The organism is Comamonas sp. B21-038, from assembly GCF_022387135.1.
Lineage (GTDB): Bacteria > Pseudomonadota > Gammaproteobacteria > Burkholderiales > Burkholderiaceae_C > Comamonas > Comamonas sediminis.
In genome coordinates, this window is the sequence record NZ_CP092462.1 from 2856920 (window position 1) to 2876590 (window position 19671).

Genomic DNA, 19671 nt, shown 5'->3' on the forward strand with positions numbered 1-19671 from the left:
GATACTTGGCTAAGCCGAGGATTCCACTTTGAGCGTCTCCACTGAAACCCTCAGGTCACATTCGTTCATATATACGCCGGCAGCCTGGTTGAAGCGGAAATCCCTCTCCCAAGCGGCCCGAACAGACATCTCAAAGCCCGTCACCCGATTGAACTCCAGCATTGCAGCTCGGATTGCCTGGGCTGCCTTCTCAGCTTCAGCTTGAACTTGATCTTTCAGCATTGAGTTCTCCCAAGGTCAAACAAAGCTCTTGGCCACCCAGCCGAACAACAGCGAAACACCACTGACCAAAGGCGCCGCCATAAAGGCTCTCCCCAGCAACGTGCCGAAGCTATCAGCGTTCTTATCAGTCCGCGTGTCCCATCCCTTGGCGGTACGGACTACCAGGGCGATGCCATATGCCTGAGCTACAGACAGAGCTGGCAAGCTGAACACCGGGACCACAAACCAGCCCCAGAGTACAGAAAGTGTGAAGCCTGACCAGGCGGCCGCCCAGACAAAACCGAGGATTGTTGCGGCGACTACGCCCAGAGCAGCTGATGCCGCTACGCCAGTTGTCATTGCTTTGCGTGTCATGCCATTCCTTCCATTGGGCAGCCCAAACCATGCCGAGCTGCACCTTCAATAAAAAAAGCCGCCACAAGGACGGCAACCACGAAAGGACAGTGTGGTAATTCAGTTCAACAGGAGTCCTGGCTGAATCTCAGATTCGAGCCGGTGGATCTCGCTTTGCAAGATCGGCTTGTCCTTCTTCCGATCCAACATTAGGCGTGAGCCAAACGAAGCACGGACAGCAGAGTCCACCTCCTGCGCAATCGCTACCTGGAGCTGACGCCACAAGGTCATGTCACGCTGACCGAGCGCGTCGCGCATACGGAAGAACTCGCGAATCAACTTCACCTTGAAGGAAACCACTTCCTTCCTATTGCGCATCAGCGAAATCAACAACGCTGACTGCTGCTCATTGAGCATGGCGTACTCAGTGTCGCTGCCCTGAGGGTTAAGTCGGATTTCAAATCTGACTTCGCCAAATGTCTGCAGTTGCTTCAGATGCTTTCGCAAGAGCTTCATGGTGCTGGCGTGCTGCGCCTTCATGCCGGTGCAAATTGTCTCAGTGTTGGTCAGCAATTCGCCATCAACGACGACAACCAGATCTTCGGAATCGTGCATAACTGTCCTTTCATGATGCACAAATGAAAAAACCGCCTCGATGGGCGGTTTGCTTGTTGGCTACTGAGTAGCTCTGTTGTTGTCGGGTCGCAGGGGCTAGGCTCCAAGTGTGTAGGTCGCGTGTGCGGAGAGCCTGCCCTGCGGTAAAAGAAACCCTCTTGGCTTACGATGGGAGTTCTCACACAACCATCACCAAGAGGGTGCTTATGAAATTTGAATCACTTGAAGAGGTGGCGAAGTTCTGTGCGCACATAGAGCGCGAGAAAGACATGTTGCTGTGCTTGGCCCAGGTCCATGAGCTACTAATTGCAGCTCTAGTTTCATCTCACCCAGATCACGGCCAGTTTCAGTTGATGACGACTTCCCTCTTGGAGCGGTCCATGAACACCACATTCAAGGATCTCCCTGAGGACCAGAAGCAACTAATTCGCAACAGGGTTGAGAACATGCAGCTGATCCCCAAAACGAACTTACCAAACCCAGTCGCCCACTTATCAGGGACTAGTCAAAGGCCACCAGAATAGTTTGGCGGGCTCTTTGCGAACTCTTCGGCGCTGGGTCGGTAGCCTGCTACGACCATGCAAGCCTTGTTGCCTGCGGCCGGGATGATCCGCTCGCCTTTATGAATGGCTGGGTGCATCTGCTGCATCTTGAGCAACTGAGTGCGGAGCCCTCCAATGGTGCAGACCTCATCGCCTACAGGTGTACCGGCGTTGATCGGCTCGCCACCAAGAACCGTTGCGCGAAGGCTCTTGAGCACCTGCGCGACCTCTGGAAACGCGCCAAGCCAACGCTGGTAGTCTTCGCTGTAGACGCGGAACCTCCACGACTCATTGGTCTCATGCCACAGCTCAGGGCACAGCCACAGGGCTATCTTTCGTCTTAGGCTCATGGGCGCCTCCCGTAGCAATGGAACAAGCATGGCTTGATACCGCCACCATAGATAGGGTGGATTGAATCAAAGTGGATCGTCTCCCGGTCTACCTTGCCCTTGTGGTTCAGTCGCAGAGGAAGCTTGGCCACCACGACTGAGCCCGTTCCAGTGTTGACCAAGAGCGGCATTTCAAACTTCTCGTTACGGTCCACGTCATAAACCGCTGCTCGGTCAACGTTAGCTGGGCTGTAGATCATGGCTTGCTCCAAAAGAAAAGCCAGCACTTGGCTGGCCTTGGTATTCGTACCCCATCAGACAACCCTCATGGGCTGGGGTTGCTGTTCGCTTCTTCAAGCACTGGGAAGCTCTCAGTAGGAGATGCCGCACCTTCATACCGCTCGGGTGCGGGCCGCGCTTGCTGCAGCTGGAATTGATGGCAAACTCATCCTCTTTTTATGGGGGTAGAAGATGACAGATGGAATTGCTACAGTCGCAGCAGCTGCTTTAGCGGGCTTGATTTCATTGCTGGTGGTTGTAATCACCAAAGAACAAAAAGTTTCTGAGTTCCGACAGCAATGGATCGATGCATTGCGCGCCGACGTGTCTGCCCTGTTGGCGGCGTATTCAGTTGCTCATCAGATGGTCATCGCTTGGAAGAAGGACAACAGGTCTGAGTCTGAACTATGGGAAAAACACAAAGATCTTGTAACCCAAGCGGACACACTTATGAGTCAAATCAAGCTAAGACTAAACCCGAACGAGCACCTACACCAAACACTCGAAAAGCATCTGGATCAGCTAGATGAGCAATTTGCTTCAGATAAGCCCTGCGAAGAGGTCAACACTGAGACTTTAGATAAAAGAATTCTTGAGACCACAAGAAAAATACTCAAGGAAGAATGGAACCGAGTTCGGCGGGGAGAAGCAACTCACAGATGGGCTTTGCGCATAGCCACAGCGATTTTTGCCATATGCGCCGCGATATTGGCATTTTTAGTCTACGAGTCAATTGCAGACAATTTTGAGCAAGATGCGACAGCGCAACCACAGACTAGCCAGATAACGCTGGAACCTACAGCGACTAAGAGCAAGAAGGCGGGCGCCACAAATTGAACCCTTGCGACACCTCGCTACCAATTACGAATTGCACAAGCGAGAATCCTGTTAACTAGCGCCCAGCCCCGCACTTGGCGTGATTGGGAGCTGGTTATCTTCTAAGCGTGCAGGGCTCGACACCTGCTCAGCTATTGCACGCTTCGGGACGCATTGCCCTCTGCCGCCGTCCTGCGATGCGTGTCCTTCCACGCCGCCGCTTAGAAGATGACCAAATTCTGGGGCAGATGAATGGAGTAGAACTAGTTCCCCAATCGACATCACAAAACGCCAAACTTGTGGTGCTCGCGCTTCGCATTGACATAAGCAATGTGCGATTCGTCTATCGAATCAAAATACCCAAGATGACGAATGCGGCCATCTATACGAATCTGTGAGCGCCACTTTTTTTTGGTTTTGCTCCAGTACACACCCAGGACCCCGCTAGATTTATTGCTTAGCCGCGCCTTCTGAATATTCTGCTGATTCTCAGAACCGCTACACAAGCGGAGGTTTGACCATCGATTGTCATCGCGATTCAGGTTGATGTGATCAACCATCTCGGGAGGCTCTCTCCCAGTCATAAGGATAAAAGCAAGCCTGTGAGCGTAGTAACCCACCTTATTGACTTGCACATATCTGTAGCCGCAATTCGTCAAGCAGCCAGCCTGGCGGCCTGCCACTTTAGCAGGTGCATTTCGTGTCCAGGTTAGATGACCGGTATCGGGGTCATAAGCTATGACCGCGCGCAACTTATCCAAATCGATCACGAAGACTCCTTAGCTCATGAATGATCGCCAGCCTACATAGCTCCGCCATCTAAGGCCTGCCATGGAATCCATGGGATGGTTTATCTGAATCATGGGAGGCCTAAGCACAGCCCAAACTGATTCATCATCAAACTAACGCAGTCCGAACGTTATCACAATTCTCGCTGCGTTACAAGATTTATTTGAGCAGGCTGAACATTCTTCCGCCGTGGGCTGCGCGGCAGGTGCGTACGTGGTCGATCAGCATCTGGGCTGCGCGGCTTGCCGGCTCCTTGCGGTATTTCTCGCCCTTGCACTTGGGGCAGACGTGCTCCTTGTCACCCTTGGTCACCACACCAGCCGCATGGCAGACCTTGCAACGCGGATCAACCAGCCACTCGATGGCCGCCACGATTGCCTCTGTCCCGCCTTCCAACTTCTTCTCTTGCGTGTACTGCAGGAGCGCGGCGTAGAACCGGGTCATGTCCTCCTTGGTGGGCTTGGAGATCAGGCGCAGGTAATGGGCAGCCATGTTTCGAGGGCTCATGCCGCTGGCCTTGATGACATCGACCTGGCCAATCTTGTGAGGCTCGTCTGTCAGGCAAGAGGCCAGGGATGCGGATAGGTAGCGTTCTTCAATCATCAGGCTCTCTCTTTCTTCAATTCGTTGGTCTTTGCTCTGTACTCAGCCTTGATGGCCCTCAACTCGTCTTTTGTCCATTTGTGGACTTCGTTGTTGGCTTCGAGCTGGAGTAGCCGTTCTTCGCCAATACGCCCCAAAAGGCCGATTCGGTAATCTGCGACCCGACCTGATAACCAACGATTGCAGTGCTTGCACTGGCCGTGAGCGTTATCAGGATGGAAGCGAAGGTGCTTGGCGGCACCAGTGCTGCGGTAATGCCCGCAATCAAACCCACCACCAACCCCACCACTGTCCAGCGCTTGGCCGCACGAAATGCAAGGTTGTCGCTCGTCTCGAACGCGGATGTATGCATTGAATTCCTTCTGAGCCTCTCTGGTCAGCTCGTTGATTGACTTGGTCGCCTCCTTGCGACGCTTGGTTTCGGCTCGCTCTACCTTTGCCGCGGCCCGGACGCGCTTGGCTTCCTCTCGTTCCTTCTTGGCGGCTTGAGCCTCTGCCCATGGCTCGATGCAGTCGGGGTGGATTCGCTGGCCTGCCTCAAGCTTGGCCTTGCAGTGTGGGCAGCGGGTACGGCGGAAGGTCATCGGCCCTCCAGGTCGTAGAAGGTCACCCCGAGCTCGGTAGCGGCATATGCCTCCACCTTGGTGCAGAATTCGCTGAACTCGGCCGTGGTCAGCTTGGTAGAGCTCTTGCCGATCAACTCCCCATTGGGCAGCTCATCCACGCCAATGAACATGCGCTTGAACATCTCGTGCCAGGTCTCAGCGCTGAACTGCTTCCCGTTGACCACCGCTTGGGCTGCAACCTGGGCGAGAACGCCCTGCCCCCAATAGCGACGGTTCTGCGGCTGGGTGCGCTTGCGGCGGGTGACGGTCAGCACCCAGCGGCCACCGCCCTGCAGCACATTGGCCAGGAATGGGAACAACTGGCCCTTGAGGGCCAACTTAGCCTGCATGGGGTTGTGGAGTTCGAACTCGAGGCGCTCAGTCACGGCCAGCCCCCATGTCGATAACGGGCAGCTTGAGCAGGTCCGTCTTGCCGCCCTCTTGGGCCACCAATCGCTGACCAAAGAAGACCACCTTCTCGGCGTCGTACAGCCCATCCTTGTAACCGGCCTTTGCCTTACCCATGCGAGCAGCTGCCCGGCGCCACAAAGCCTTGAACGCATTGCCCTCGGCGTAGTTCATGCCAAGCGCCTCGATGATGTCGTTGCACTCAGCCGCGTATGCGCTGCCGCCAGAAGTGGGGCTCTCCACCTCAACGGTGTAGTAGCTCACGCTGCCGCCTGTGTATTCGTTGTTGCTCATGCTGCCTCCTTCGCGATTGGCTCTTTCTGACGGGCTGCTTCAACCAGGAAGTAGCCAATGGCCAAGATGGCGCCCAGCCAGAGGTGCCCCACCCACACGATCAGGCACACCACCACTAGATCAGTGACTGCGTGGTAAACGCCGAAGCCCGTCGGCCGTATCTCCTTGAACATAGTTTTGTTCCCCAACAAGCCAACCAAGATGCGCATCACTGCTGTGAACCACAGGAAAAAGAGGGCCACGCGGCCGGCGCCGTCCATACCTGCCACCAGCCACGCATACAGCGCCAATGCCAGCAGGCTGTCGAATGCGATTGCTTTGATCCAATAGTTCATCCCCTCACCCCTTCCTGTTGAGCCAGGCATCCCTGGCCTTGATCACATTTACCGGTGCAGCCTGGTGGCTGTTGCATGTTTGGTGTGGTGGCAGGAACCGCCACGATGGGCCAAACTCGCATGGCGCCATGTGGTGCTTTGCCATCGGTGTTGTTTGGCCGGACGAGTCCTTTAGCTGCCAGTGTTTGCAGGTTGCACATGTCACTGGGCCTCCTTAAGCGATCTGCGGCTGGGTGCCGGTGTTGGCCAGCAAGCGCATGGCTTCGGCCGGCAGAGTCGTGATCCGGGTTTTGCTTCCCACGTTGCCGTTCTGGAGTACCGCAATGGCCTTCTCCTTGACCCCGACCAATGCGGGGCGCGGCAGCGGGATTCCCCGGCTGGTGTATTCATGGTCTGGCGAGCGGTCGCCGGGCAGGCGGCGCATGTACTCAAACTGACCGCGCTCGGTATAGGCCCGATGCGCTTCTTGAAACCGGTGCTGCAGGTAAGACAGCTCGGCAATCTCCATGCGGCAAATCTTTGGCCAGCCGCCCAGGTCCTCGATGACCGCATGGATTGCTGGGTCGTCGAACACGACATCGGTGTAAGCGCCGACCGAAGACATCGCCCCATGCACCTTGCCCCAGGCAATTGCTGCGCGGTCTGTGCTGGTCCCCTGCAGGACGCGGACGATGTCAGCCACCTTTGGAGCAAACTGACCACGCTCAGGGTCGGTTGCGTGACGCTGCAGCGCCTTGGAAACCTGCTCAAAATCGAAGTTCTGGCATGCGCCCCACCACACGGTCAGAGTGAAGCTGCTGCAGTCTTTGCCGTAGTACGCCATCACGTCCGTCAGCAAGGTGCGGAAGTCGCCCATTTGATCCAATTTCATGCTGGTACTCCCTTCATTTGCGCCCGCATCTGGGCTTCCCATTGCTCGCCGACAGCTCGGTTACGCGCCTCCAACGCCTCTTGCTTGTTGAGTTGTTGGGCCGGAACAGACTTGCCCGCAGTGGGCGTCCAGTCCGATGAGTAGTGCTGCCCTGGGCCAAAAAACGTCGATGGCTGCTTGATGTAAGCCGGCTCCGTTCGACATGCTTGGCAGTACGCGGCATACCGTTGAGTGCCAGCGATCAAGTCCTCAGGTGAGACCCCCTCCTTCAATCTCGCTTTCCAAGCTTTGAAGGCGTCTGCTTTCGAAGCACCGGGGCGCGCTGGATACTCGCTCCACGCTTGCTCAAACTCAGCTGAGTAGTTCGAGCTCACGTTCTTGGCAGCCATCACATCCACGGCGCCGGAAGGCGCGGAATCAGAGTTAAGGGAATCAGGAATCAGAGAATCAGAGTTAAGGGAATCAGCGCGAGTGCTTCCGATCAATTCGGGAGCTGCTCCGATTTCCTCGGTATCTGCACTTCCAGCCTCGGGGCCAGGTATTTCCGAGGCGGACTCGTTCTTATGTGGGTTCTGATGTTTTACGAACTCACATACAACGATGTACCGCTTGCCTCTCACTGAGTAGCGCTGGATGAAGCCATTCGACTGCAGCCAGTTGAGCATCTCATCCATGTTCAGGCCATCCCTGTATGGGAAGACTTCAGCTTTGATGCGCAGGGGGCGATCCTCCATGCGACCCTCTCTGTCTGCCAATACCCACAATCCTTCAAACAGGAGCGTGTACAGAGGGTCAGCAACTCCCAGGACCTCGTTCTTGAAGAGCCCAGGCTTAACATTGCGTGCTCTAGCCATACATTGCCCTTTCGCAGTCAGACAGCCAGTCGAGGTACGAAGTCCAGTTCTTCGTGTACTTCGCTTCTTCAACCATTTCGTCAACCGGGATGCCTGCCTTTACCCAAACCTCTAGTTGCCGTACCACGTCATAGGGGACATAACTCAGTCGCTTACGCAAAATGCCTTTGACGTAATGCAGTCGCTGGATCTCAACTGGCATCGCCCCCACTCGCAGGATGCCGCCCACCTTGGGCCAAGCAACGCTGACACTCTCTTGGGTCGCTTTCCCGTCTTCCCCATGGCTGATGTAGACAGCTGCGGCCTTGTCGATTGCTTCCAAAACAGTTTGCAGACCAAACTTCTTTAAGTAGGTTTTTGCCTCTTTCTGGCCTTTCTCGTTGAGCCTCCAACCAGGCGCAACTTCATTCCAGGCGTCCATGACGGCAGCACATTGAACGTCGTCAATTTCCTTCAAGCCATCACGCCACTGGAGCATCATTTCCAACTGCTCGCGGCGCATCTGCAGATCATCCAACTGCGTCTTTTGCTTCGACACCGCTGTGTTGTCGGAAAGAAGCCGATCACTTTTCCCTGCATTGCACGCCTTGCAAGCTGTGATGAAGTTCATCAGATCATTCGAGCCGGACTTGCTAACTGGCTGGATGTGATCGACCTCCAACACGGCTTCTGGCGCAGAAGCGCCGCAGTACTGACATTTGAATGAGTCGCGCTTGAAGACTTCGAACCGAGTCTTCTTGCTGATTGATTTGCGTTTGGTAGTTGCCATGGAATCACTCTTGTGCGTTGACGAGCACTCTGTTAAAGTCTCGCCAACGACCTTTTTGAAGAAGTTGTTAAACAGTCAAACCCGCTCGGTTGCCGCCGATGCGGGTTTTCTCTTTGGGGCTCATACAGCCTCCCAAACTCGGTATCCATTGCGCAGCAGGTCCTCGCCTTCGAACTGAACAACTTGCACCTGGCCGCGGGCCTGCAGCTCAGGCAGACGGCGGCAGACCTGCTCTACCGACATCCCCGTGGCCCGGGCCATCTCGCCAGCCGTCATGCCGCCCCAGACGGGCGGGTTCAGATCATCGGCCAGCGCGGCCAGGATGCGGTCGTAGTGATTGCCAGCAAACAGGGCTGCGCGCTCGCCTGCGATGACGCTGGTAATTGGGTCGCTTGCTCGGGCGTTGTTCATCGCAGGGCTCCTTTCAGAATTCGTTGGGTCTTGAGGGTTGATGCCTGGGCCTGAGCCCCGCTTTCGATGTAGTAGCCGTGGTAGCGAGGGTTGCGGTCTACTGTCTTGAGGATTCGGGGCTTGGTGAGCTGGGTTGCGAGGGATTCGTTACGCTTGGAGAAGGCATTCATATCGAATCCGTTACGCAAAAGTGTTTGGGAGGGTGCGCCGCTTCGGGAACGGCACAACGGGAGCAGCAGACAGCTTGGGGATCAGGTATCTGCGCTGGATCTCTGCTGAGATCAGTTCGGTTACTAGCTCGTCAACAGTGACGCCCTGTTCAACTGCTTCGGCTTCTAGTGCGGAGAGGTCATTGCCTGCAAATGTGGTGTCATGGGTTGGTTGCACTGGTGAGTTCCTGAACGGTTACGCATAAGCGTGTCGCTTTTCCTCGGCACCAGTTGCAGACTTGGAGCCATGCAAATGCTTCAAAGCCTCCATGGCCAATTCACGGATGAAGACGGACGGCTGTACGCCGTGCAGCTCAGCCATCGCTTCCACAACACGCATCTCCGTGCTGTTCAGCGACAGGTTCACGCGCTTGGAACGAATGTGGACAGGGTCTGCATACATGGTGTGTTCTTCCTCTCTCTACAAAAACACGGGGTTGGAAATCAGTTAGGCAGCAAGAGCGATAGCCGCCCTGCGCATGGAATGGATCGACTCGTCGGGCAATGCCAGATACAGGCAGCGGTGGACGAAGTTCACGAAGACGCGCATATCGCCCTCGGCAGCCTTGCCGCTCATCAGGTCTGCGCCATAGAGGCGGTCGAATTCAGTGATGAGCACGGGGGTGTCCAGGGCCACTGCGATGCAGGCATCAAATGCAGGGTCTGCGTATGCCATCGGCAGTGGGAGGTGTGATGCAGTCATGCAGCCTCCTTTTTGCTCTTGATGAGTTCTGGCCAAATGGCGCCCCACTCACTTGGGTACAGGTCTTTGCGAGTGACCTGCCCGCCAGTTGCTTGCTCGATCGCTACTGCGTAGGCAGGACTTGGCCGGCGGTTTTGATAGCCATCCCGCCATTGGCGAACCTGGGCATCACTCTTCGCACTAATGCGCGCACGCAACTCCCCAACGCTGAGGGCGTTTGGCTTCAAGAAATACTCGGATAGCTTCATGAGAACAAAGTCTATAGCATTTGCTACAGCTTCGCAAGAAGCTTTTGCTACTGAAGCATCTGCTACTGTCTGGCTCATGGATGAACATGAGCTTCAGGAGTGGCGCATTAAGCGTTTGGCAGACCTTGCCCAGCGGGAAGGTGGCAACGCTGCGCTTGGGCGTCGGCTTGGGTACAAAGACGGCGCGTACGTAGGTCAGATGTTGCGCGGGGAGCGCGTCATCAGTGAAAAGACTGTGATGGCGGTCCACAACATCCCAGGCTATACGGGATGGTTCGACACCGAAGATGACGCCGTTAGACCAACTTTGATAGCGCTAGAAAACAACCCAGATTTCCCTGCAATCCGGCGAGTGGTATTCAAGCTGTCGGCCGGCGCCTCGGGTTTTAGCGTGTCATACCTGGATGACTCCGCACCGCCCATCGTCTTCCAGCGCAGTTGGTACGAGAGCAAAGGTTACAGGCCTGAAAAGCTTTTTGCGACAACTGTCGTGAATGGAAGCATGGAACCAGGCCTTTATGACGGTGACACCGTGGTAGTGAATACTGCGCAGACGGAGCCCATTGATGGCACCGTCTTCGCTGTTAACTACGAAGGAGAACTTGTCATCAAACGACTAGTGCGCGATGAGGGGAAGTGGTGGCTTTCTTCCGATAACCCAGATAAAAGACTGTATCCGCGAAAGGCATGCCATGAGGGCGTGTTCTTGCTGGGGGAAATAGTTCACAAGCAAAGCGAGCGAATATGAAAAGGTGCGCCTGTCTACTTTGAGCTGCTCGCTTCTCAAATCCGTTTCCATGCGTAAATCCAAAGATTTCTCTTAGAACATTTTTCTGACGTCCTACTGATTGCATAGCTACTTTGTAGCAGGAGTTTGTTATGGCTAAGTTTGACCCCCTCAAGCGACCACCTACCTACCAGGAAAGCATGGAGTTGCTGCGCCGTGCGGATAAGCAGGTGCAGGATAAGGAAGACCGAAAAGCTCTTTTCGAAATCTTGATCGGCTTACTTGGAATTGTCGGCTTAATTGGGGGAGTGCTTTTCTTTGCCGTCAGCTTCTTCAGCCACTAAATTTGCTGAGAGTATGTAGCACCAGCTCTGGGAAACCTTGCTGATTGACTTCGCCATAGCACATTCGACGCGATTGAGCAGTCCCGGGACGCAACGATTATTTAGAGAGTTACGATCACATGTCATCCTCATTTTTCGATACCCCGCCTGAATCTGGAGCGGAGAAACAGGTTCGCGAGTGTCGTTATGGACACGGACCCCTGACATTGATTGATAAGTTCGGCGGGAAGCCAGTAGTCTTTTCGATGTTTTTCAGCGTACCTGATCAATCACCGATGGCTACTAACCAGTTTGGCCCCTTCCACTACTATGTTTGTTCACATTGCGGCTATACAGAATTCGTAGATACGACGCCCTCGGTGAGTATTCAACATCGGGAACACGAATAAATGGCTGACGTATACCAACTACAGGGAAGTGGCCGCTCTCCGGCGCCTGACAAATCTTCCGAACCACCCGATAATGGAGGCATGGAAGCTCGACTCGCGGCACTTGAGGCAGCCATCAAAGATCTACCCACCAAGGTGGACATTGCTGAGCTGCGTGCGGACATCGCGAAGGGACAATCCGACATGCACAAGGCGATTGCAGACAACCACCGGTGGACGCATGGTGCGTTGATCGGGATTGCGACTGTAGGAATCATTGGCATCATTGGGGTCATCGGCGCCATCTGGAATGCTAGCAAGCCGACATCTGCTCCGACATCTACACCCGCTGTTGTTCAGCCCGCACCACAGCTCCCGCCCATCATCATTAACGTCCCCGCAGCCTCCTCTCCCACACAAACGAATTAGATCCCACCTGCCAGTCAAACCGCCTTCGGGCGGTTTTTTATTGGCTACGTATAGCCGCGTGATGTCTCAGACTGACCGGTTGACGTGCTATTGCTACAGGCGAAAATAAAAAAAAAGGATCAAGTAGCAATTGCTACTTGCAATCAACAGTAGCATTTGCTACATTACACCCATCGCAGCAACGAACGCGAAACGACCGAAGGGGTAGCGATCCGGCCCCTGAACCGACTCGATGCAAGAGGAAGGTCTAGCTCCAGTGGAGCGCAGCTAGTTGCAGAACGCGATGGGTGTGAAGTGATCGAGCTAACTCCCCTTCTTTAAAAAACGAGGGCTACAGAGAGATGCGGCGGCGTGGAAAGCAGACACGCAGCTTTGATTCCTGGGGATGGTGTTCTGGCGAGGATGCACCCTTCGGGCAAGGCTTACGCACAGCAGGAGTCGCGCCCTGCCCGCATCACTCTGTAGCTCTCCTGGTGTGATTTGGAGAGGCGGTGAGAGGTAGCTCTTGGCGACGTGCGCTGGCAGGTGGAAAGCAAGCTTCGGCAACCCATAGCCGCAGGGAAACACAGGCCCTGCCCGCCTCTCCCAATCACATCAGACCGAAGGATGAACAGTCGAAAGACCTGCCCCTGTGATCTGTCGGCAGAAGCGAATAGCGAAAAGACAGCGAGCGCACGAACCAACACCTGCGCCCCAAGGCCCTGCTGGGCTAGATCAAAAAAGCATCACTCGCAGCCTGAGCGGTCAATCAGGAAAGCTGGACAGATGCCAGCAGCAGCACACGCCCGCAGTAGTGACGCGGGTTGTACATAGCCAAGGACGTGCTGCAGGCCCTTCGCGAGAGGGGCAAAACCAAAGCCGAGTGACAGTCAGTTTTGGTTTTTCTGGTAAGTCTTTGTGCGATCCGGTTTTAGGGGATTAAAGAGAGTAGTGTGGGTCTAGGTGGTCTATCTCGATCCACCGCACTAGACCGGAGGTCTATATGCTACTGCACCCACTTCCAACATCCAAGCATTCCTTCTGGCAAATGTTGAAGTCACTATTCACACCTAAAAAGCCAGAACTCACCCCGGACAAAGATCAAGGTCAAAAAATACCCAAAACCGTCAACGATGGAGATCGTAGGACTACAGTATTTCCAGGTTCCGGCGATTTTTAACTAACACATGGAGGTCTATATGACTTTCACTGACAAAACAGTTTTCAATATACGCTTGCGGAATCCACCGCTCGCGAAAGACATCGATAGCCGAAACGTATGGGAAGACGACTATGTCTTTCATGAGCCCTTTGGCACTGATGCCGAGGGTAAAGAACCATTGGAAGGTTCTATTGTGATCAAGAAAATTGCACGCCTCATGCGTCAAGCTGCGCTTCAAAATCTTCCCGTACGGGAAAAATAGACTGGAGTCTTTATGTTTTCACTTCTTATGTACAGAAGGAAAATGGAATTTTGGAGCGACATGAGAGCCATCTTTTTAACTCCCGTTGAGCCATTACTCCAACCCGCGACCAATGTTCGAAGCCCTCAAAAGCAGCAACCTAAGGATGATCGATCCCGCAGTAAAAAGCGGAAAACAGAATGGTAGCTAACTATAGAGAGCGCTATTGAGGCGCTTTTCGTAACCGAGCAATCGGCGCACGCCCTTGAGCGAGATCAGGGGCAAAACCAAAGCGCTCCATCGGGAGCGTTTCGTTTTTCTAAGGAGTAGCAATGCTAGATCACGGAGTACTGAATGTTCCGCTGTCCAAGCGCGGGAACATCGACAACCAGATTGACCGCTACAAGCGTGAGCAGGCAATCGCAAAGCGCAATGAGCTCGACGCTCGGAAGGCTGAATTCGATGCCAAAAAGACCAAGGCTTTGGCCCTGATTGCCGAGCTATCCGATGAGCGCGCCAAGGAGCTAATGGCGAAGCACAAGCTGACCCGCAAGCAGCTTGATGAGGTACTTAAGTCCATCGCCAGAACCAAACCTGATGCATTCCTGTGGCGCGGCATCTAACGCCATCGGCGCTCCCCTCTGGGCGACATCAGAGGGAAAAACAAAGCCCTCCCATCGGAGGGTTTCGTTTTTCAACAGGAGTGAGCATGAAATTTCAGAAGGGCTTTACCTCAGTTAAAGGCGCCGTAACCCTGGTGCTATCCACCCTGGCCATTGCTGGTGTGGTGGGCTGGATTTGGAACATCGTGAAGATCATCAACACCGGCTTTGATGTGTTCACCGGCTTGCTCATCGCTCGGGTGGTCGGTGTGTTCTTGGCGCCTCTGGGTGCAGTCCTGGGCTATCTCTAACCCCCAAGCGCCCTACTCAGGGCGTTTTCAATTTATGCGCACAGGCGCGGAAGGATGATGATGGAAGCGAAAGAAACGAAGATCGGTGCGCTGCGCGTCTGGCACATTCCCCAAATTCCTGGGGAGCCATTCCATGTGCAAGTTGAGAGCCCAGAGGAAGCAAAGCGTGTGCTTGATCTTCTGGCCAACTATGACCTCTTCCAGTTTGAGAACAACATCAAGCCGGACTACTGCAATGCGCAGGGGCTGGAGGTCTACGAGGCTGACGGTGGCGAGCCGGACTGGTGCGAATGGTGCGACGAGGACACCGGCGACGACATCAACGATTGGGTCAAGCCCTGAACCAATTCATAAGCACCCCAAGAGCATCAGATCAGATGATTTGATGCGTTGGGTAATCCTCGAAAGAGGGCCATCAAGAGCAGAGATTGGCGCGTGACTGGTTTGCACGCCTGGCTAAAAAGAAGCCCGATACCGGTGCAACGGTGCCGGGGGACTGGAGGGTATGAAGCCCCTCTCGCCAGTCTCTGCCCTCGATGGTGGACTTGCTAAGCGTCCGGGGATAAGCATGTCGCGCCCGGCCACCATCCCCTATTCAAAGGAATGCACATGGTCCCCATGAGAAAAAGCAAGGAGCGGGACAAAGAAAGCAGGCTCAAAGAGTTGACTGGTTTCGGCGTCGAATACTCAACAAAGGATGGTGTCAGCTTCCTCACCACCAACGTGCCCACACCGTTTGAATTCTGGCCAACCACTGGCGCCTGGCTCAATCGGGCTACGCGGGAGAGAGGCAAGGACTTTGCAGATTTGAAGTCGCAACTCCTCAGCGGAGACGGCCCGTCGGTGACGGATAACAGATGCTACGCCCCGCCTGCTCCAGTTGAGCGAACCCAGAAAAACAAGGGCGATCGCTGCATAAAAGTCAACGTCAGCATTGATGGAAGATTCTTCTCAGTAAGCAGCAAGCGATTTGCAGTGACCGATGCAAGCCAGATGCAGGGTGCACGCGAGCAACTTATGCGAGACATTGCAGCTGCCATAGATGCAGAGCAGCAGTAGAAGACTGCCCCTATTCATAGATGTAGCCAACCCTGGCCAATCTATTCACAAACACCGCGTCATTAGCTCAACTGGATAGAGCAGCTGAATTCTAGTCAGTAGGTTGAGGGTTCAAATCCTTCATGACGCACCACAAACACACTCCAGCACTACCACGCTGGATTTGCCGCCTTCGGGCGGTTTTTTATTTGGGAGACGCCATGACTGACTTGTCCAACTATCACGCGCTGGCCCGTGGGCAAGCGGCATGGGACAGCAGAGTACCAGACTTCGACCCGCCAGCACGCATGCAGAGCCAGCTGGAGTTGCAAGACGAAAACTTCACGCTGCGCGATCAGCTGACCCAGCTTTTGGAAGAAGCCCGCGACCTGGCCGAAACCGCGAACCGAATCCGCTGCTGCACCGGGGATCGCATGCTGCGCCTTTGCAACAAGATCGAGGGGATTGAAGATGACGAGTGAGAAGCTGAAACCTACGCCCGGGCCCTGGACGGTTCACAGCGAGATGCGTGACTGCGTCACATTTGAAGGCCGGCACGGCACCGAGAATCTGTTTCTCCAAAATCTGGATGGCTACTTTGCTTGCCAGAACGAAGTTGATGCCACCCTCATCGCCGAAGCTGGAACCGTTTTCCACGAATGCGGCCTGAGCCCTCGGGAGCTGCTGGAGGCGGTGCGGGAGTTGCACGAGGCCCTCGCAACCATCTACGACCAGTGTGGAGGCTATGTGCCTGACACCTACAAATCCGCGTGGAGCCAAGCATTCGCCGCTCTCGCCAAACATAAGGAGGTGTGAGATGTTCATCTACAAGCTAGGCTCCGTTGTGAGCCTCCCTTTTCCCTCTCGCCAAGCCGCAACTGATGCGGCTTTTTCTTTGTTCTCTGGACCCGTGGGCGGGATTGTGGTGAGGCCAGCATGAACGAAGTCGCCATCCGCCGAGCGTTTTTAGTGCAGGCAGACCAGCTTGTTAAGCAGCACGCTAGCGCGTTCAGCATTTACGCAACCGTGGCCGCGCTAGAGGCTGCCATCAACACCATGGTTGATGAGCCAATGCGCTTGCTGCTGGTTACAGCAGATGAGGCGGCTGAAATCAAGGAAAAGGCAGGGATTGATCCATGACCACCACCCCCATGCTGACCATGCCAACCCGAGCACTGTGCCCCGAGCGAGGCCAGAAGAAGAGCCGCTACGTGCCGGCGCTCGAAACCGACATCCGCAAGACCTTTACTAAGTACCGGCGCCTACGGGCGATGCAGGAGAAGAAATAGTGCCACCCATCAAGTACATCCACCACGCCCCCAAGCCGCTCTTTGTAGCGGCTTTTCTTTTGCTCGCGCTCTGCCTGGGCGCTGTGGCTAGCTGAGGAGGCATATGAGCAACATCGTCGTAAGCAACGCCCAGACCCTGGCGCAAGCGCTGAGCATTCAAGGTGACCCGCAAGAGCTGGTAGCCACCCTCAAGGCAACAGCCTTTAAAGGCCAAGTATCTGACGCGCAGATGGCTGCCCTCTTGGTGGTAGCCAACCAGTACGGCCTAAATCCCTGGACCAAGGAAATCTACGCCTTCCCGGACCGAAACAACGGCATCGTCCCAGTGGTCGGCGTGGACGGCTGGAGCCGGATCATCAATAGCAACCCGCAGTTTGATGGGATGGACTTTGCGCAGGATGATGAATCCTGCACTTGCATCATCTACCGCAAGGACCGCTCCCACCCCATCAAGGTCACTGAGTGGCTGAGCGAGTGCAAGCGTTCCGGCCAAGGCCCGTGGCAATCACATCCGAAGCGCATGCTGCGCCACAAGGCGATGATCCAGTGCGCCCGCCTGGCCTTTGGCTACACAGGCATCTATGACCAGGACGAGGCTGAGCGCATCAATGAAGTGCCAGCGCCCACTACCCCGGCCCCGGAGGCCCCGCAGCATTTGCTGGACCAGGCAGAAGAAGCGGCGAATGCTGGAACTGAAGCCTACAAGGTCTACTGGCAATCCACAGCAACGCCCGATGAGCGCAAGCTTTTGGCCAAGCACCACGCGGCGTACAAGAAGATTGCTGAGTCAGTGGACCGTGAGCGCACGGTGACCGATGTGCAAGCCAAGGAGGTGACCGATGCTGACGATAACAGCGGCACAGAAAACGCCTGAATGGTACGAGGCCCGGCTTGGCAAAGCCACCGGCAGCCGATTTGCTGATGTCCTGGCCGGGGGCAAGGGCCTGACCAGAAAGTCCTACGCCACCCAGCTAGCACTAGAAATCATCTCAGGGAAGGCGACCGAGACGTACACCAGCCAGGACATGGAGATCGGCACTGAGCGCGAGCCCATCGCCCGCGCCGAGTACGAGGCCCTGACAGGCAACTTCGTGGAGGAAGTGGGCTTCTGCCTGCACGACACCCTCCCCGCCGGCGTCTCGCCTGATGGCTTGATTGACGAGGACGGCGGTGTGGAGATCAAGTGCCCGAAAGCCAAGACCCACGCCGAGTACCTAGAGCTGACCCGCGAGCCCTCAGCCTACACAGCCCAGATTCAGGGGTGCATGTGGGTCACGGGTCGCCAATGGTGGGACTTTGTCAGCTACCACCCCGATTTCCCAGAGAACGCACGGTTGATTGTTCGACGCATCCCAAGGGATGAAGCGTTCATTGAGAAGCTTCAACGCGCCATTGAGGAATTTTCCCAAGAGGTGCATCGAACAGTCGACCTGATCCGCAACTACAAGAACGCGGCATAACCAACACCCTCCGGGAAGGCCGGAGGGACGAAAGGCAACTATGGCATCCGTCAACAAAGTCATCATCGTCGGCAACCTTGGCCGCGACCCTGAAATCCGCACCTTCCCCTCGGGCGACCAGGTAGCCAACGTCACCATCGCCACCACTGACCGCTGGCGAGACAAGAACAGCGGCGAGAACAAGGAAGCCACTGAGTGGCACCGCATCGTGTTCAACGGCCGTCTGGCTGAAATCGTCGGCCAGTACCTGCGCAAGGGCAGCCAGGTCTATGTGGAAGGCAGCCTGCGCACCCGCAAGTGGACCGACCAGGCCAGCGGCCAGGAGCGCTATGCCACTGAGATTCGCGCCGACAGCATGCAGATGCTGGGCCAGCGCGGCGAATCGGGGCAAACCGGCGACGAGGGCTATGGTCAATCAAACCATCAAGCCGCACCACCGCCGGCACCGCGACAGGCCCAGCGCCCCACCCAAGCTCCGCGGCAACAGTTCGAGCACGACGGCAAGAACTCGCCACATGAAGGGACTCGCGCCCGGGCCCCTGGAGGTTTTGACGATCTCGATGACTCGATCCCATTCTAGGAGGGCCCATGCTCTGCAAAACCTGCCTCACCGATAAGCCAGTTGATGGCTTCTACAAGGGACAGAAAAGCAAATGTAAAGAGTGCACAAAGGCCTATGTCCGGGCGCATCGCCTTGCCAACATTGAGCACTACCGCGCATTCGATAAGGCCCGTGCTTCCATGCCTCATCGAGTTGCTGCTAGGGAAGCCTATCGGACGACCGCTGCATATGCGGAGAGCCACAAGGCAGCAGCCAAGCGATGGGCAGAGAAACACCCAGAGCGCCGCCGGGCAAACACCATGCTAGATAACGCAGTGCGAGATGGCCGTGTCATCCCTTGGCCTGTTTGCGCCGTGCCTGAATGCTGCGGAAAGCCAGAGGGCCACCACCCAGACTACAGCAGGCCACTAGATGTGGTCTGGCTATGCGACAAGCACCACAAAGCAGCCCACGCCATAGCGCGGGAAGCAGCCAACCAACCCAGGACCGCCCAAGAGGCGGTTTTTTAACGCCATGAACAAAGCAAGCCCATTCCCCCAAGTTGTGCGCAAGAAGCACGCCACGATGAAGCACATCGACCCCGATCTGATCGAGATTTGCAACGACCCATACGTTGGCGTGCGCTCCAGCCCCAAGGGGAAGTACGATGAAAAGTTTTCCTCGCTCAGACCAGGCCAGTGCCTCAAATGCGAGCCGCACGAATCTGCGCCATTGGCTACTGCCCTGCGCAAATGGCTGCAGAACAACGGTAAGGATACTGAGCTGGAAGTACGGGCGATGACCCGCTTCTCCAAGGACGGCCGTGGCCGCGTCTGGCTGCTCGCCAAGGAGCAGAAGCTCAAACGGGCAGCCTGATGCCTGCTGACGACACCCTAACCCAGGCGCCCAGCCCGAAGCATGGCAACGGGGGCGCGCCCTACCCAT

37 protein-coding genes and 1 tRNA gene are annotated in these 19671 nt (G+C 55.7%); 18 read left to right on the forward strand and 20 right to left on the reverse strand.

Going from position 1 to position 19671, the window contains the following annotated elements; genetic code table 11:
* Positions 1–9: 9 nt before the first annotated feature.
* From MJ205_RS13120 to MJ205_RS13140, 5 genes are all read right to left on the reverse strand, one after another.
* Positions 10–222: a hypothetical protein gene (locus tag MJ205_RS13120; protein WP_239808876.1), complete on the reverse strand. Its 213-nt coding sequence runs from the start codon at positions 220–222 to the stop codon at positions 10–12.
* Positions 223–237: 15 nt separating this feature from the next.
* Positions 238–576, reverse strand: coding sequence for a hypothetical protein (locus MJ205_RS13125; protein ID WP_239808877.1), 339 nt, complete (start codon positions 574–576; stop codon positions 238–240).
* 99 nt (positions 577–675) lie between these two features.
* Positions 676–1170: a Rha family transcriptional regulator gene (locus MJ205_RS13130; RefSeq protein WP_239808878.1), complete on the reverse strand. Its 495-nt coding sequence runs from the start codon at positions 1168–1170 to the stop codon at positions 676–678.
* A gap of 505 nt (positions 1171–1675) precedes the next feature.
* Positions 1676–2062, reverse strand: a complete 387-nt coding sequence (locus MJ205_RS13135) for a hypothetical protein (RefSeq protein WP_239808879.1) — start codon at positions 2060–2062, stop codon at positions 1676–1678.
* Positions 2059–2301 (reverse strand): hypothetical protein, encoded by a 243-nt coding sequence (locus MJ205_RS13140; protein ID WP_239808880.1) that lies wholly within the window; start codon positions 2299–2301, stop codon positions 2059–2061. Before MJ205_RS13140 ends, MJ205_RS13135 begins: the two co-directional genes overlap by 4 nt.
* A gap of 211 nt (positions 2302–2512) precedes the next feature.
* Between MJ205_RS13140 and MJ205_RS13145 the strand changes: the two genes are divergently transcribed.
* Positions 2513–3157 carry a hypothetical protein gene (locus MJ205_RS13145; RefSeq protein ID WP_239808881.1) on the forward strand — a complete coding sequence of 215 codons (645 nt, stop codon included), beginning with the start codon at positions 2513–2515 and terminating at the stop codon, positions 3155–3157.
* A gap of 260 nt (positions 3158–3417) precedes the next feature.
* Here the strand turns inward: MJ205_RS13145 and MJ205_RS13150 are convergent, their stop codons facing one another.
* The 15 genes from MJ205_RS13150 to MJ205_RS13220 all read right to left on the reverse strand — a co-directional run bounded on the left by MJ205_RS13150 (position 3418) and on the right by MJ205_RS13220 (position 10313).
* Entirely contained in the window at positions 3418–3906 is a 489-nt protein-coding gene (locus tag MJ205_RS13150; protein ID WP_239808882.1) for an HNH endonuclease, read from the reverse strand.
* 178 nt (positions 3907–4084) lie between these two features.
* A complete protein-coding gene (locus MJ205_RS13155) occupies positions 4085–4528 on the reverse strand; it encodes a hypothetical protein (RefSeq protein ID WP_239808883.1) in 444 nt (147 codons plus the stop codon).
* Positions 4528–5112 (reverse strand): recombination protein NinG, encoded by a 585-nt coding sequence (locus MJ205_RS13160; RefSeq protein WP_239808884.1) that lies wholly within the window; start codon positions 5110–5112, stop codon positions 4528–4530. The genes MJ205_RS13155 and MJ205_RS13160 overlap by 1 nt, the downstream gene beginning before the upstream one ends.
* A complete protein-coding gene (locus tag MJ205_RS13165; protein WP_239808885.1) occupies positions 5109–5519 on the reverse strand; it encodes a recombination protein NinB in 411 nt (136 codons plus the stop codon). Before MJ205_RS13165 ends, MJ205_RS13160 begins: the two co-directional genes overlap by 4 nt.
* Positions 5512–5835 (reverse strand): hypothetical protein, encoded by a 324-nt coding sequence (locus MJ205_RS13170; protein ID WP_239808886.1) that lies wholly within the window; start codon positions 5833–5835, stop codon positions 5512–5514. Before MJ205_RS13170 ends, MJ205_RS13165 begins: the two co-directional genes overlap by 8 nt.
* Entirely contained in the window at positions 5832–6170 is a 339-nt protein-coding gene (locus tag MJ205_RS13175; RefSeq protein WP_239808887.1) for a hypothetical protein, read from the reverse strand. The genes MJ205_RS13170 and MJ205_RS13175 overlap by 4 nt, the downstream gene beginning before the upstream one ends.
* Before the next feature lie 214 nt (positions 6171–6384).
* Positions 6385–7041, reverse strand: coding sequence for a DUF6475 domain-containing protein (locus tag MJ205_RS13180; RefSeq protein ID WP_239808888.1), 657 nt, complete (start codon positions 7039–7041; stop codon positions 6385–6387).
* Positions 7038–7775, reverse strand: a complete 738-nt coding sequence (locus tag MJ205_RS13185) for a hypothetical protein (protein WP_239808889.1) — start codon at positions 7773–7775, stop codon at positions 7038–7040. The genes MJ205_RS13180 and MJ205_RS13185 overlap by 4 nt, the downstream gene beginning before the upstream one ends.
* A gap of 112 nt (positions 7776–7887) precedes the next feature.
* A complete protein-coding gene (locus tag MJ205_RS13190) occupies positions 7888–8664 on the reverse strand; it encodes an HNH endonuclease (protein WP_239808890.1) in 777 nt (258 codons plus the stop codon).
* 120 nt (positions 8665–8784) lie between these two features.
* Positions 8785–9075, reverse strand: a complete 291-nt coding sequence (locus MJ205_RS13195) for a winged helix-turn-helix domain-containing protein (protein WP_239808891.1) — start codon at positions 9073–9075, stop codon at positions 8785–8787.
* Positions 9072–9245, reverse strand: a complete 174-nt coding sequence (locus MJ205_RS13200) for a hypothetical protein (RefSeq protein ID WP_239808892.1) — start codon at positions 9243–9245, stop codon at positions 9072–9074. Before MJ205_RS13200 ends, MJ205_RS13195 begins: the two co-directional genes overlap by 4 nt.
* A gap of 10 nt (positions 9246–9255) precedes the next feature.
* Positions 9256–9462, reverse strand: coding sequence for a hypothetical protein (locus tag MJ205_RS13205; RefSeq protein ID WP_133248025.1), 207 nt, complete (start codon positions 9460–9462; stop codon positions 9256–9258).
* Positions 9463–9480: 18 nt separating this feature from the next.
* Positions 9481–9687 carry a hypothetical protein gene (locus MJ205_RS13210; RefSeq protein ID WP_116924389.1) on the reverse strand — a complete coding sequence of 69 codons (207 nt, stop codon included), beginning with the start codon at positions 9685–9687 and terminating at the stop codon, positions 9481–9483.
* Between the two features lie 45 nt (positions 9688–9732).
* Positions 9733–9987 carry a hypothetical protein gene (locus MJ205_RS13215; protein WP_239808893.1) on the reverse strand — a complete coding sequence of 85 codons (255 nt, stop codon included), beginning with the start codon at positions 9985–9987 and terminating at the stop codon, positions 9733–9735.
* Complete coding sequence (locus tag MJ205_RS13220; protein ID WP_239808894.1) at positions 9984–10313, reverse strand: transcriptional regulator; 330 nt, start codon at positions 10311–10313, stop codon at positions 9984–9986. The genes MJ205_RS13215 and MJ205_RS13220 overlap by 4 nt, the downstream gene beginning before the upstream one ends.
* On the opposite strand from MJ205_RS13220, the gene MJ205_RS13225 reads away from it, so the two are divergent.
* The 17 genes from MJ205_RS13225 (at position 10312) to MJ205_RS13305 (ending at position 19602) form a co-directional block, all read left to right on the forward strand.
* Positions 10312–10983: a S24 family peptidase gene (locus MJ205_RS13225; protein ID WP_239808895.1), complete on the forward strand. Its 672-nt coding sequence runs from the start codon at positions 10312–10314 to the stop codon at positions 10981–10983. The two genes, MJ205_RS13220 and MJ205_RS13225, sit on opposite strands and share 2 nt — an antisense overlap.
* Before the next feature lie 131 nt (positions 10984–11114).
* Positions 11115–11306 (forward strand): hypothetical protein, encoded by a 192-nt coding sequence (locus tag MJ205_RS13230; RefSeq protein ID WP_239808896.1) that lies wholly within the window; start codon positions 11115–11117, stop codon positions 11304–11306.
* A gap of 470 nt (positions 11307–11776) precedes the next feature.
* The gene (locus MJ205_RS13235; protein ID WP_239808897.1) at positions 11777–12103 is read left to right on the forward strand and encodes a hypothetical protein; all 327 of its coding nucleotides are present in this window, start codon (positions 11777–11779) and stop codon (positions 12101–12103) included.
* Between the two features lie 1178 nt (positions 12104–13281).
* Entirely contained in the window at positions 13282–13506 is a 225-nt protein-coding gene (locus MJ205_RS13240; protein ID WP_239808898.1) for a hypothetical protein, read from the forward strand.
* 311 nt (positions 13507–13817) lie between these two features.
* Entirely contained in the window at positions 13818–14108 is a 291-nt protein-coding gene (locus tag MJ205_RS13245; RefSeq protein ID WP_239808899.1) for a hypothetical protein, read from the forward strand.
* 86 nt (positions 14109–14194) lie between these two features.
* Positions 14195–14398: a hypothetical protein gene (locus MJ205_RS13250; RefSeq protein ID WP_239808900.1), complete on the forward strand. Its 204-nt coding sequence runs from the start codon at positions 14195–14197 to the stop codon at positions 14396–14398.
* A 60-nt stretch (positions 14399–14458) separates the two neighbouring features.
* Positions 14459–14740: a hypothetical protein gene (locus tag MJ205_RS13255; protein WP_239808901.1), complete on the forward strand. Its 282-nt coding sequence runs from the start codon at positions 14459–14461 to the stop codon at positions 14738–14740.
* A gap of 276 nt (positions 14741–15016) precedes the next feature.
* Positions 15017–15457: a hypothetical protein gene (locus MJ205_RS13260; RefSeq protein WP_239808902.1), complete on the forward strand. Its 441-nt coding sequence runs from the start codon at positions 15017–15019 to the stop codon at positions 15455–15457.
* A 56-nt stretch (positions 15458–15513) separates the two neighbouring features.
* Positions 15514–15590: transfer RNA gene (locus MJ205_RS13265), tRNA-Arg, on the forward strand.
* Between the two features lie 67 nt (positions 15591–15657).
* Positions 15658–15918, forward strand: a complete 261-nt coding sequence (locus tag MJ205_RS13270) for a hypothetical protein (protein ID WP_239808903.1) — start codon at positions 15658–15660, stop codon at positions 15916–15918.
* Positions 15908–16252: a hypothetical protein gene (locus MJ205_RS13275; RefSeq protein WP_239808904.1), complete on the forward strand. Its 345-nt coding sequence runs from the start codon at positions 15908–15910 to the stop codon at positions 16250–16252. The genes MJ205_RS13270 and MJ205_RS13275 overlap by 11 nt, the downstream gene beginning before the upstream one ends.
* Positions 16253–16372: 120 nt before the next feature.
* The gene (locus MJ205_RS13280; RefSeq protein ID WP_239808905.1) at positions 16373–16576 is read left to right on the forward strand and encodes a hypothetical protein; all 204 of its coding nucleotides are present in this window, start codon (positions 16373–16375) and stop codon (positions 16574–16576) included.
* The gene (locus MJ205_RS13285) at positions 16573–16725 is read left to right on the forward strand and encodes a hypothetical protein (protein WP_239808906.1); all 153 of its coding nucleotides are present in this window, start codon (positions 16573–16575) and stop codon (positions 16723–16725) included. Before MJ205_RS13280 ends, MJ205_RS13285 begins: the two co-directional genes overlap by 4 nt.
* Before the next feature lie 103 nt (positions 16726–16828).
* Entirely contained in the window at positions 16829–17599 is a 771-nt protein-coding gene (gene bet, locus MJ205_RS13290; protein ID WP_116924404.1) for a phage recombination protein Bet, read from the forward strand.
* Positions 17565–18185, forward strand: a complete 621-nt coding sequence (locus MJ205_RS13295) for a lambda exonuclease family protein (RefSeq protein ID WP_239808907.1) — start codon at positions 17565–17567, stop codon at positions 18183–18185. Before bet ends, MJ205_RS13295 begins: the two co-directional genes overlap by 35 nt.
* A 40-nt stretch (positions 18186–18225) precedes the next feature.
* Entirely contained in the window at positions 18226–18765 is a 540-nt protein-coding gene (ssb, locus tag MJ205_RS13300) for a single-stranded DNA-binding protein (RefSeq protein WP_239808908.1), read from the forward strand.
* Between the two features lie 546 nt (positions 18766–19311).
* Entirely contained in the window at positions 19312–19602 is a 291-nt protein-coding gene (locus MJ205_RS13305; protein WP_239808909.1) for a hypothetical protein, read from the forward strand.
* Positions 19603–19671: the final 69 nt, after the last annotated feature.

Bases quoted from the DNA above. Each gene is read 5' to 3' on its own strand.
- MJ205_RS13210 (WP_116924389.1), bottom strand. From the start codon at position 9,687: ATGTATGCAGACCCTGTCCACATTCGTTCCAAGCGCGTGAACCTGTCG.
- ssb (WP_239808908.1), top strand. From the start codon at position 18,226: ATGGCATCCGTCAACAAAGTCATCATCGTCGGCAACCTTGGCCGCGAC.
- MJ205_RS13160 (WP_239808884.1), bottom strand. From the start codon at position 5,112: ATGACCTTCCGCCGTACCCGCTGCCCACACTGCAAGGCCAAGCTTGAG.
- bet (WP_116924404.1), top strand. From the start codon at position 16,829: ATGAGCAACATCGTCGTAAGCAACGCCCAGACCCTGGCGCAAGCGCTG.
- MJ205_RS13285 (WP_239808906.1), top strand. From the start codon at position 16,573: ATGACCACCACCCCCATGCTGACCATGCCAACCCGAGCACTGTGCCCC.
- MJ205_RS13275 (WP_239808904.1), top strand. From the start codon at position 15,908: ATGACGAGTGAGAAGCTGAAACCTACGCCCGGGCCCTGGACGGTTCAC.
- MJ205_RS13140 (WP_239808880.1), bottom strand. From the start codon at position 2,301: ATGATCTACAGCCCAGCTAACGTTGACCGAGCAGCGGTTTATGACGTG.
- MJ205_RS13135 (WP_239808879.1), bottom strand. From the start codon at position 2,062: ATGAGCCTAAGACGAAAGATAGCCCTGTGGCTGTGCCCTGAGCTGTGG.
- MJ205_RS13170 (WP_239808886.1), bottom strand. From the start codon at position 5,835: ATGAGCAACAACGAATACACAGGCGGCAGCGTGAGCTACTACACCGTT.
- MJ205_RS13145 (WP_239808881.1), top strand. From the start codon at position 2,513: ATGACAGATGGAATTGCTACAGTCGCAGCAGCTGCTTTAGCGGGCTTG.
- MJ205_RS13305 (WP_239808909.1), top strand. From the start codon at position 19,312: ATGAAGCACATCGACCCCGATCTGATCGAGATTTGCAACGACCCATAC.
- MJ205_RS13180 (WP_239808888.1), bottom strand. From the start codon at position 7,041: ATGAAATTGGATCAAATGGGCGACTTCCGCACCTTGCTGACGGACGTG.
- MJ205_RS13260 (WP_239808902.1), top strand. From the start codon at position 15,017: ATGAGAAAAAGCAAGGAGCGGGACAAAGAAAGCAGGCTCAAAGAGTTG.
- MJ205_RS13255 (WP_239808901.1), top strand. From the start codon at position 14,459: ATGGAAGCGAAAGAAACGAAGATCGGTGCGCTGCGCGTCTGGCACATT.
- MJ205_RS13215 (WP_239808893.1), bottom strand. From the start codon at position 9,987: ATGACTGCATCACACCTCCCACTGCCGATGGCATACGCAGACCCTGCA.
- MJ205_RS13220 (WP_239808894.1), bottom strand. From the start codon at position 10,313: ATGAGCCAGACAGTAGCAGATGCTTCAGTAGCAAAAGCTTCTTGCGAA.
- MJ205_RS13235 (WP_239808897.1), top strand. From the start codon at position 11,777: ATGGAAGCTCGACTCGCGGCACTTGAGGCAGCCATCAAAGATCTACCC.
- MJ205_RS13295 (WP_239808907.1), top strand. From the start codon at position 17,565: ATGCTGACGATAACAGCGGCACAGAAAACGCCTGAATGGTACGAGGCC.
- MJ205_RS13130 (WP_239808878.1), bottom strand. From the start codon at position 1,170: ATGCACGATTCCGAAGATCTGGTTGTCGTCGTTGATGGCGAATTGCTG.
- MJ205_RS13120 (WP_239808876.1), bottom strand. From the start codon at position 222: ATGCTGAAAGATCAAGTTCAAGCTGAAGCTGAGAAGGCAGCCCAGGCA.
- MJ205_RS13230 (WP_239808896.1), top strand. From the start codon at position 11,115: ATGGCTAAGTTTGACCCCCTCAAGCGACCACCTACCTACCAGGAAAGC.
- MJ205_RS13280 (WP_239808905.1), top strand. From the start codon at position 16,373: ATGAACGAAGTCGCCATCCGCCGAGCGTTTTTAGTGCAGGCAGACCAG.
- MJ205_RS13245 (WP_239808899.1), top strand. From the start codon at position 13,818: ATGCTAGATCACGGAGTACTGAATGTTCCGCTGTCCAAGCGCGGGAAC.
- MJ205_RS13240 (WP_239808898.1), top strand. From the start codon at position 13,282: ATGACTTTCACTGACAAAACAGTTTTCAATATACGCTTGCGGAATCCA.
- MJ205_RS13185 (WP_239808889.1), bottom strand. From the start codon at position 7,775: ATGGAGGATCGCCCCCTGCGCATCAAAGCTGAAGTCTTCCCATACAGG.
- MJ205_RS13175 (WP_239808887.1), bottom strand. From the start codon at position 6,170: ATGAACTATTGGATCAAAGCAATCGCATTCGACAGCCTGCTGGCATTG.
- MJ205_RS13125 (WP_239808877.1), bottom strand. From the start codon at position 576: ATGACACGCAAAGCAATGACAACTGGCGTAGCGGCATCAGCTGCTCTG.
- MJ205_RS13250 (WP_239808900.1), top strand. From the start codon at position 14,195: ATGAAATTTCAGAAGGGCTTTACCTCAGTTAAAGGCGCCGTAACCCTG.
- MJ205_RS13155 (WP_239808883.1), bottom strand. From the start codon at position 4,528: ATGATTGAAGAACGCTACCTATCCGCATCCCTGGCCTCTTGCCTGACA.
- MJ205_RS13195 (WP_239808891.1), bottom strand. From the start codon at position 9,075: ATGAACAACGCCCGAGCAAGCGACCCAATTACCAGCGTCATCGCAGGC.
- MJ205_RS13270 (WP_239808903.1), top strand. From the start codon at position 15,658: ATGACTGACTTGTCCAACTATCACGCGCTGGCCCGTGGGCAAGCGGCA.
- MJ205_RS13225 (WP_239808895.1), top strand. From the start codon at position 10,312: ATGGATGAACATGAGCTTCAGGAGTGGCGCATTAAGCGTTTGGCAGAC.
- MJ205_RS13190 (WP_239808890.1), bottom strand. From the start codon at position 8,664: ATGGCAACTACCAAACGCAAATCAATCAGCAAGAAGACTCGGTTCGAA.
- MJ205_RS13200 (WP_239808892.1), bottom strand. From the start codon at position 9,245: ATGAATGCCTTCTCCAAGCGTAACGAATCCCTCGCAACCCAGCTCACC.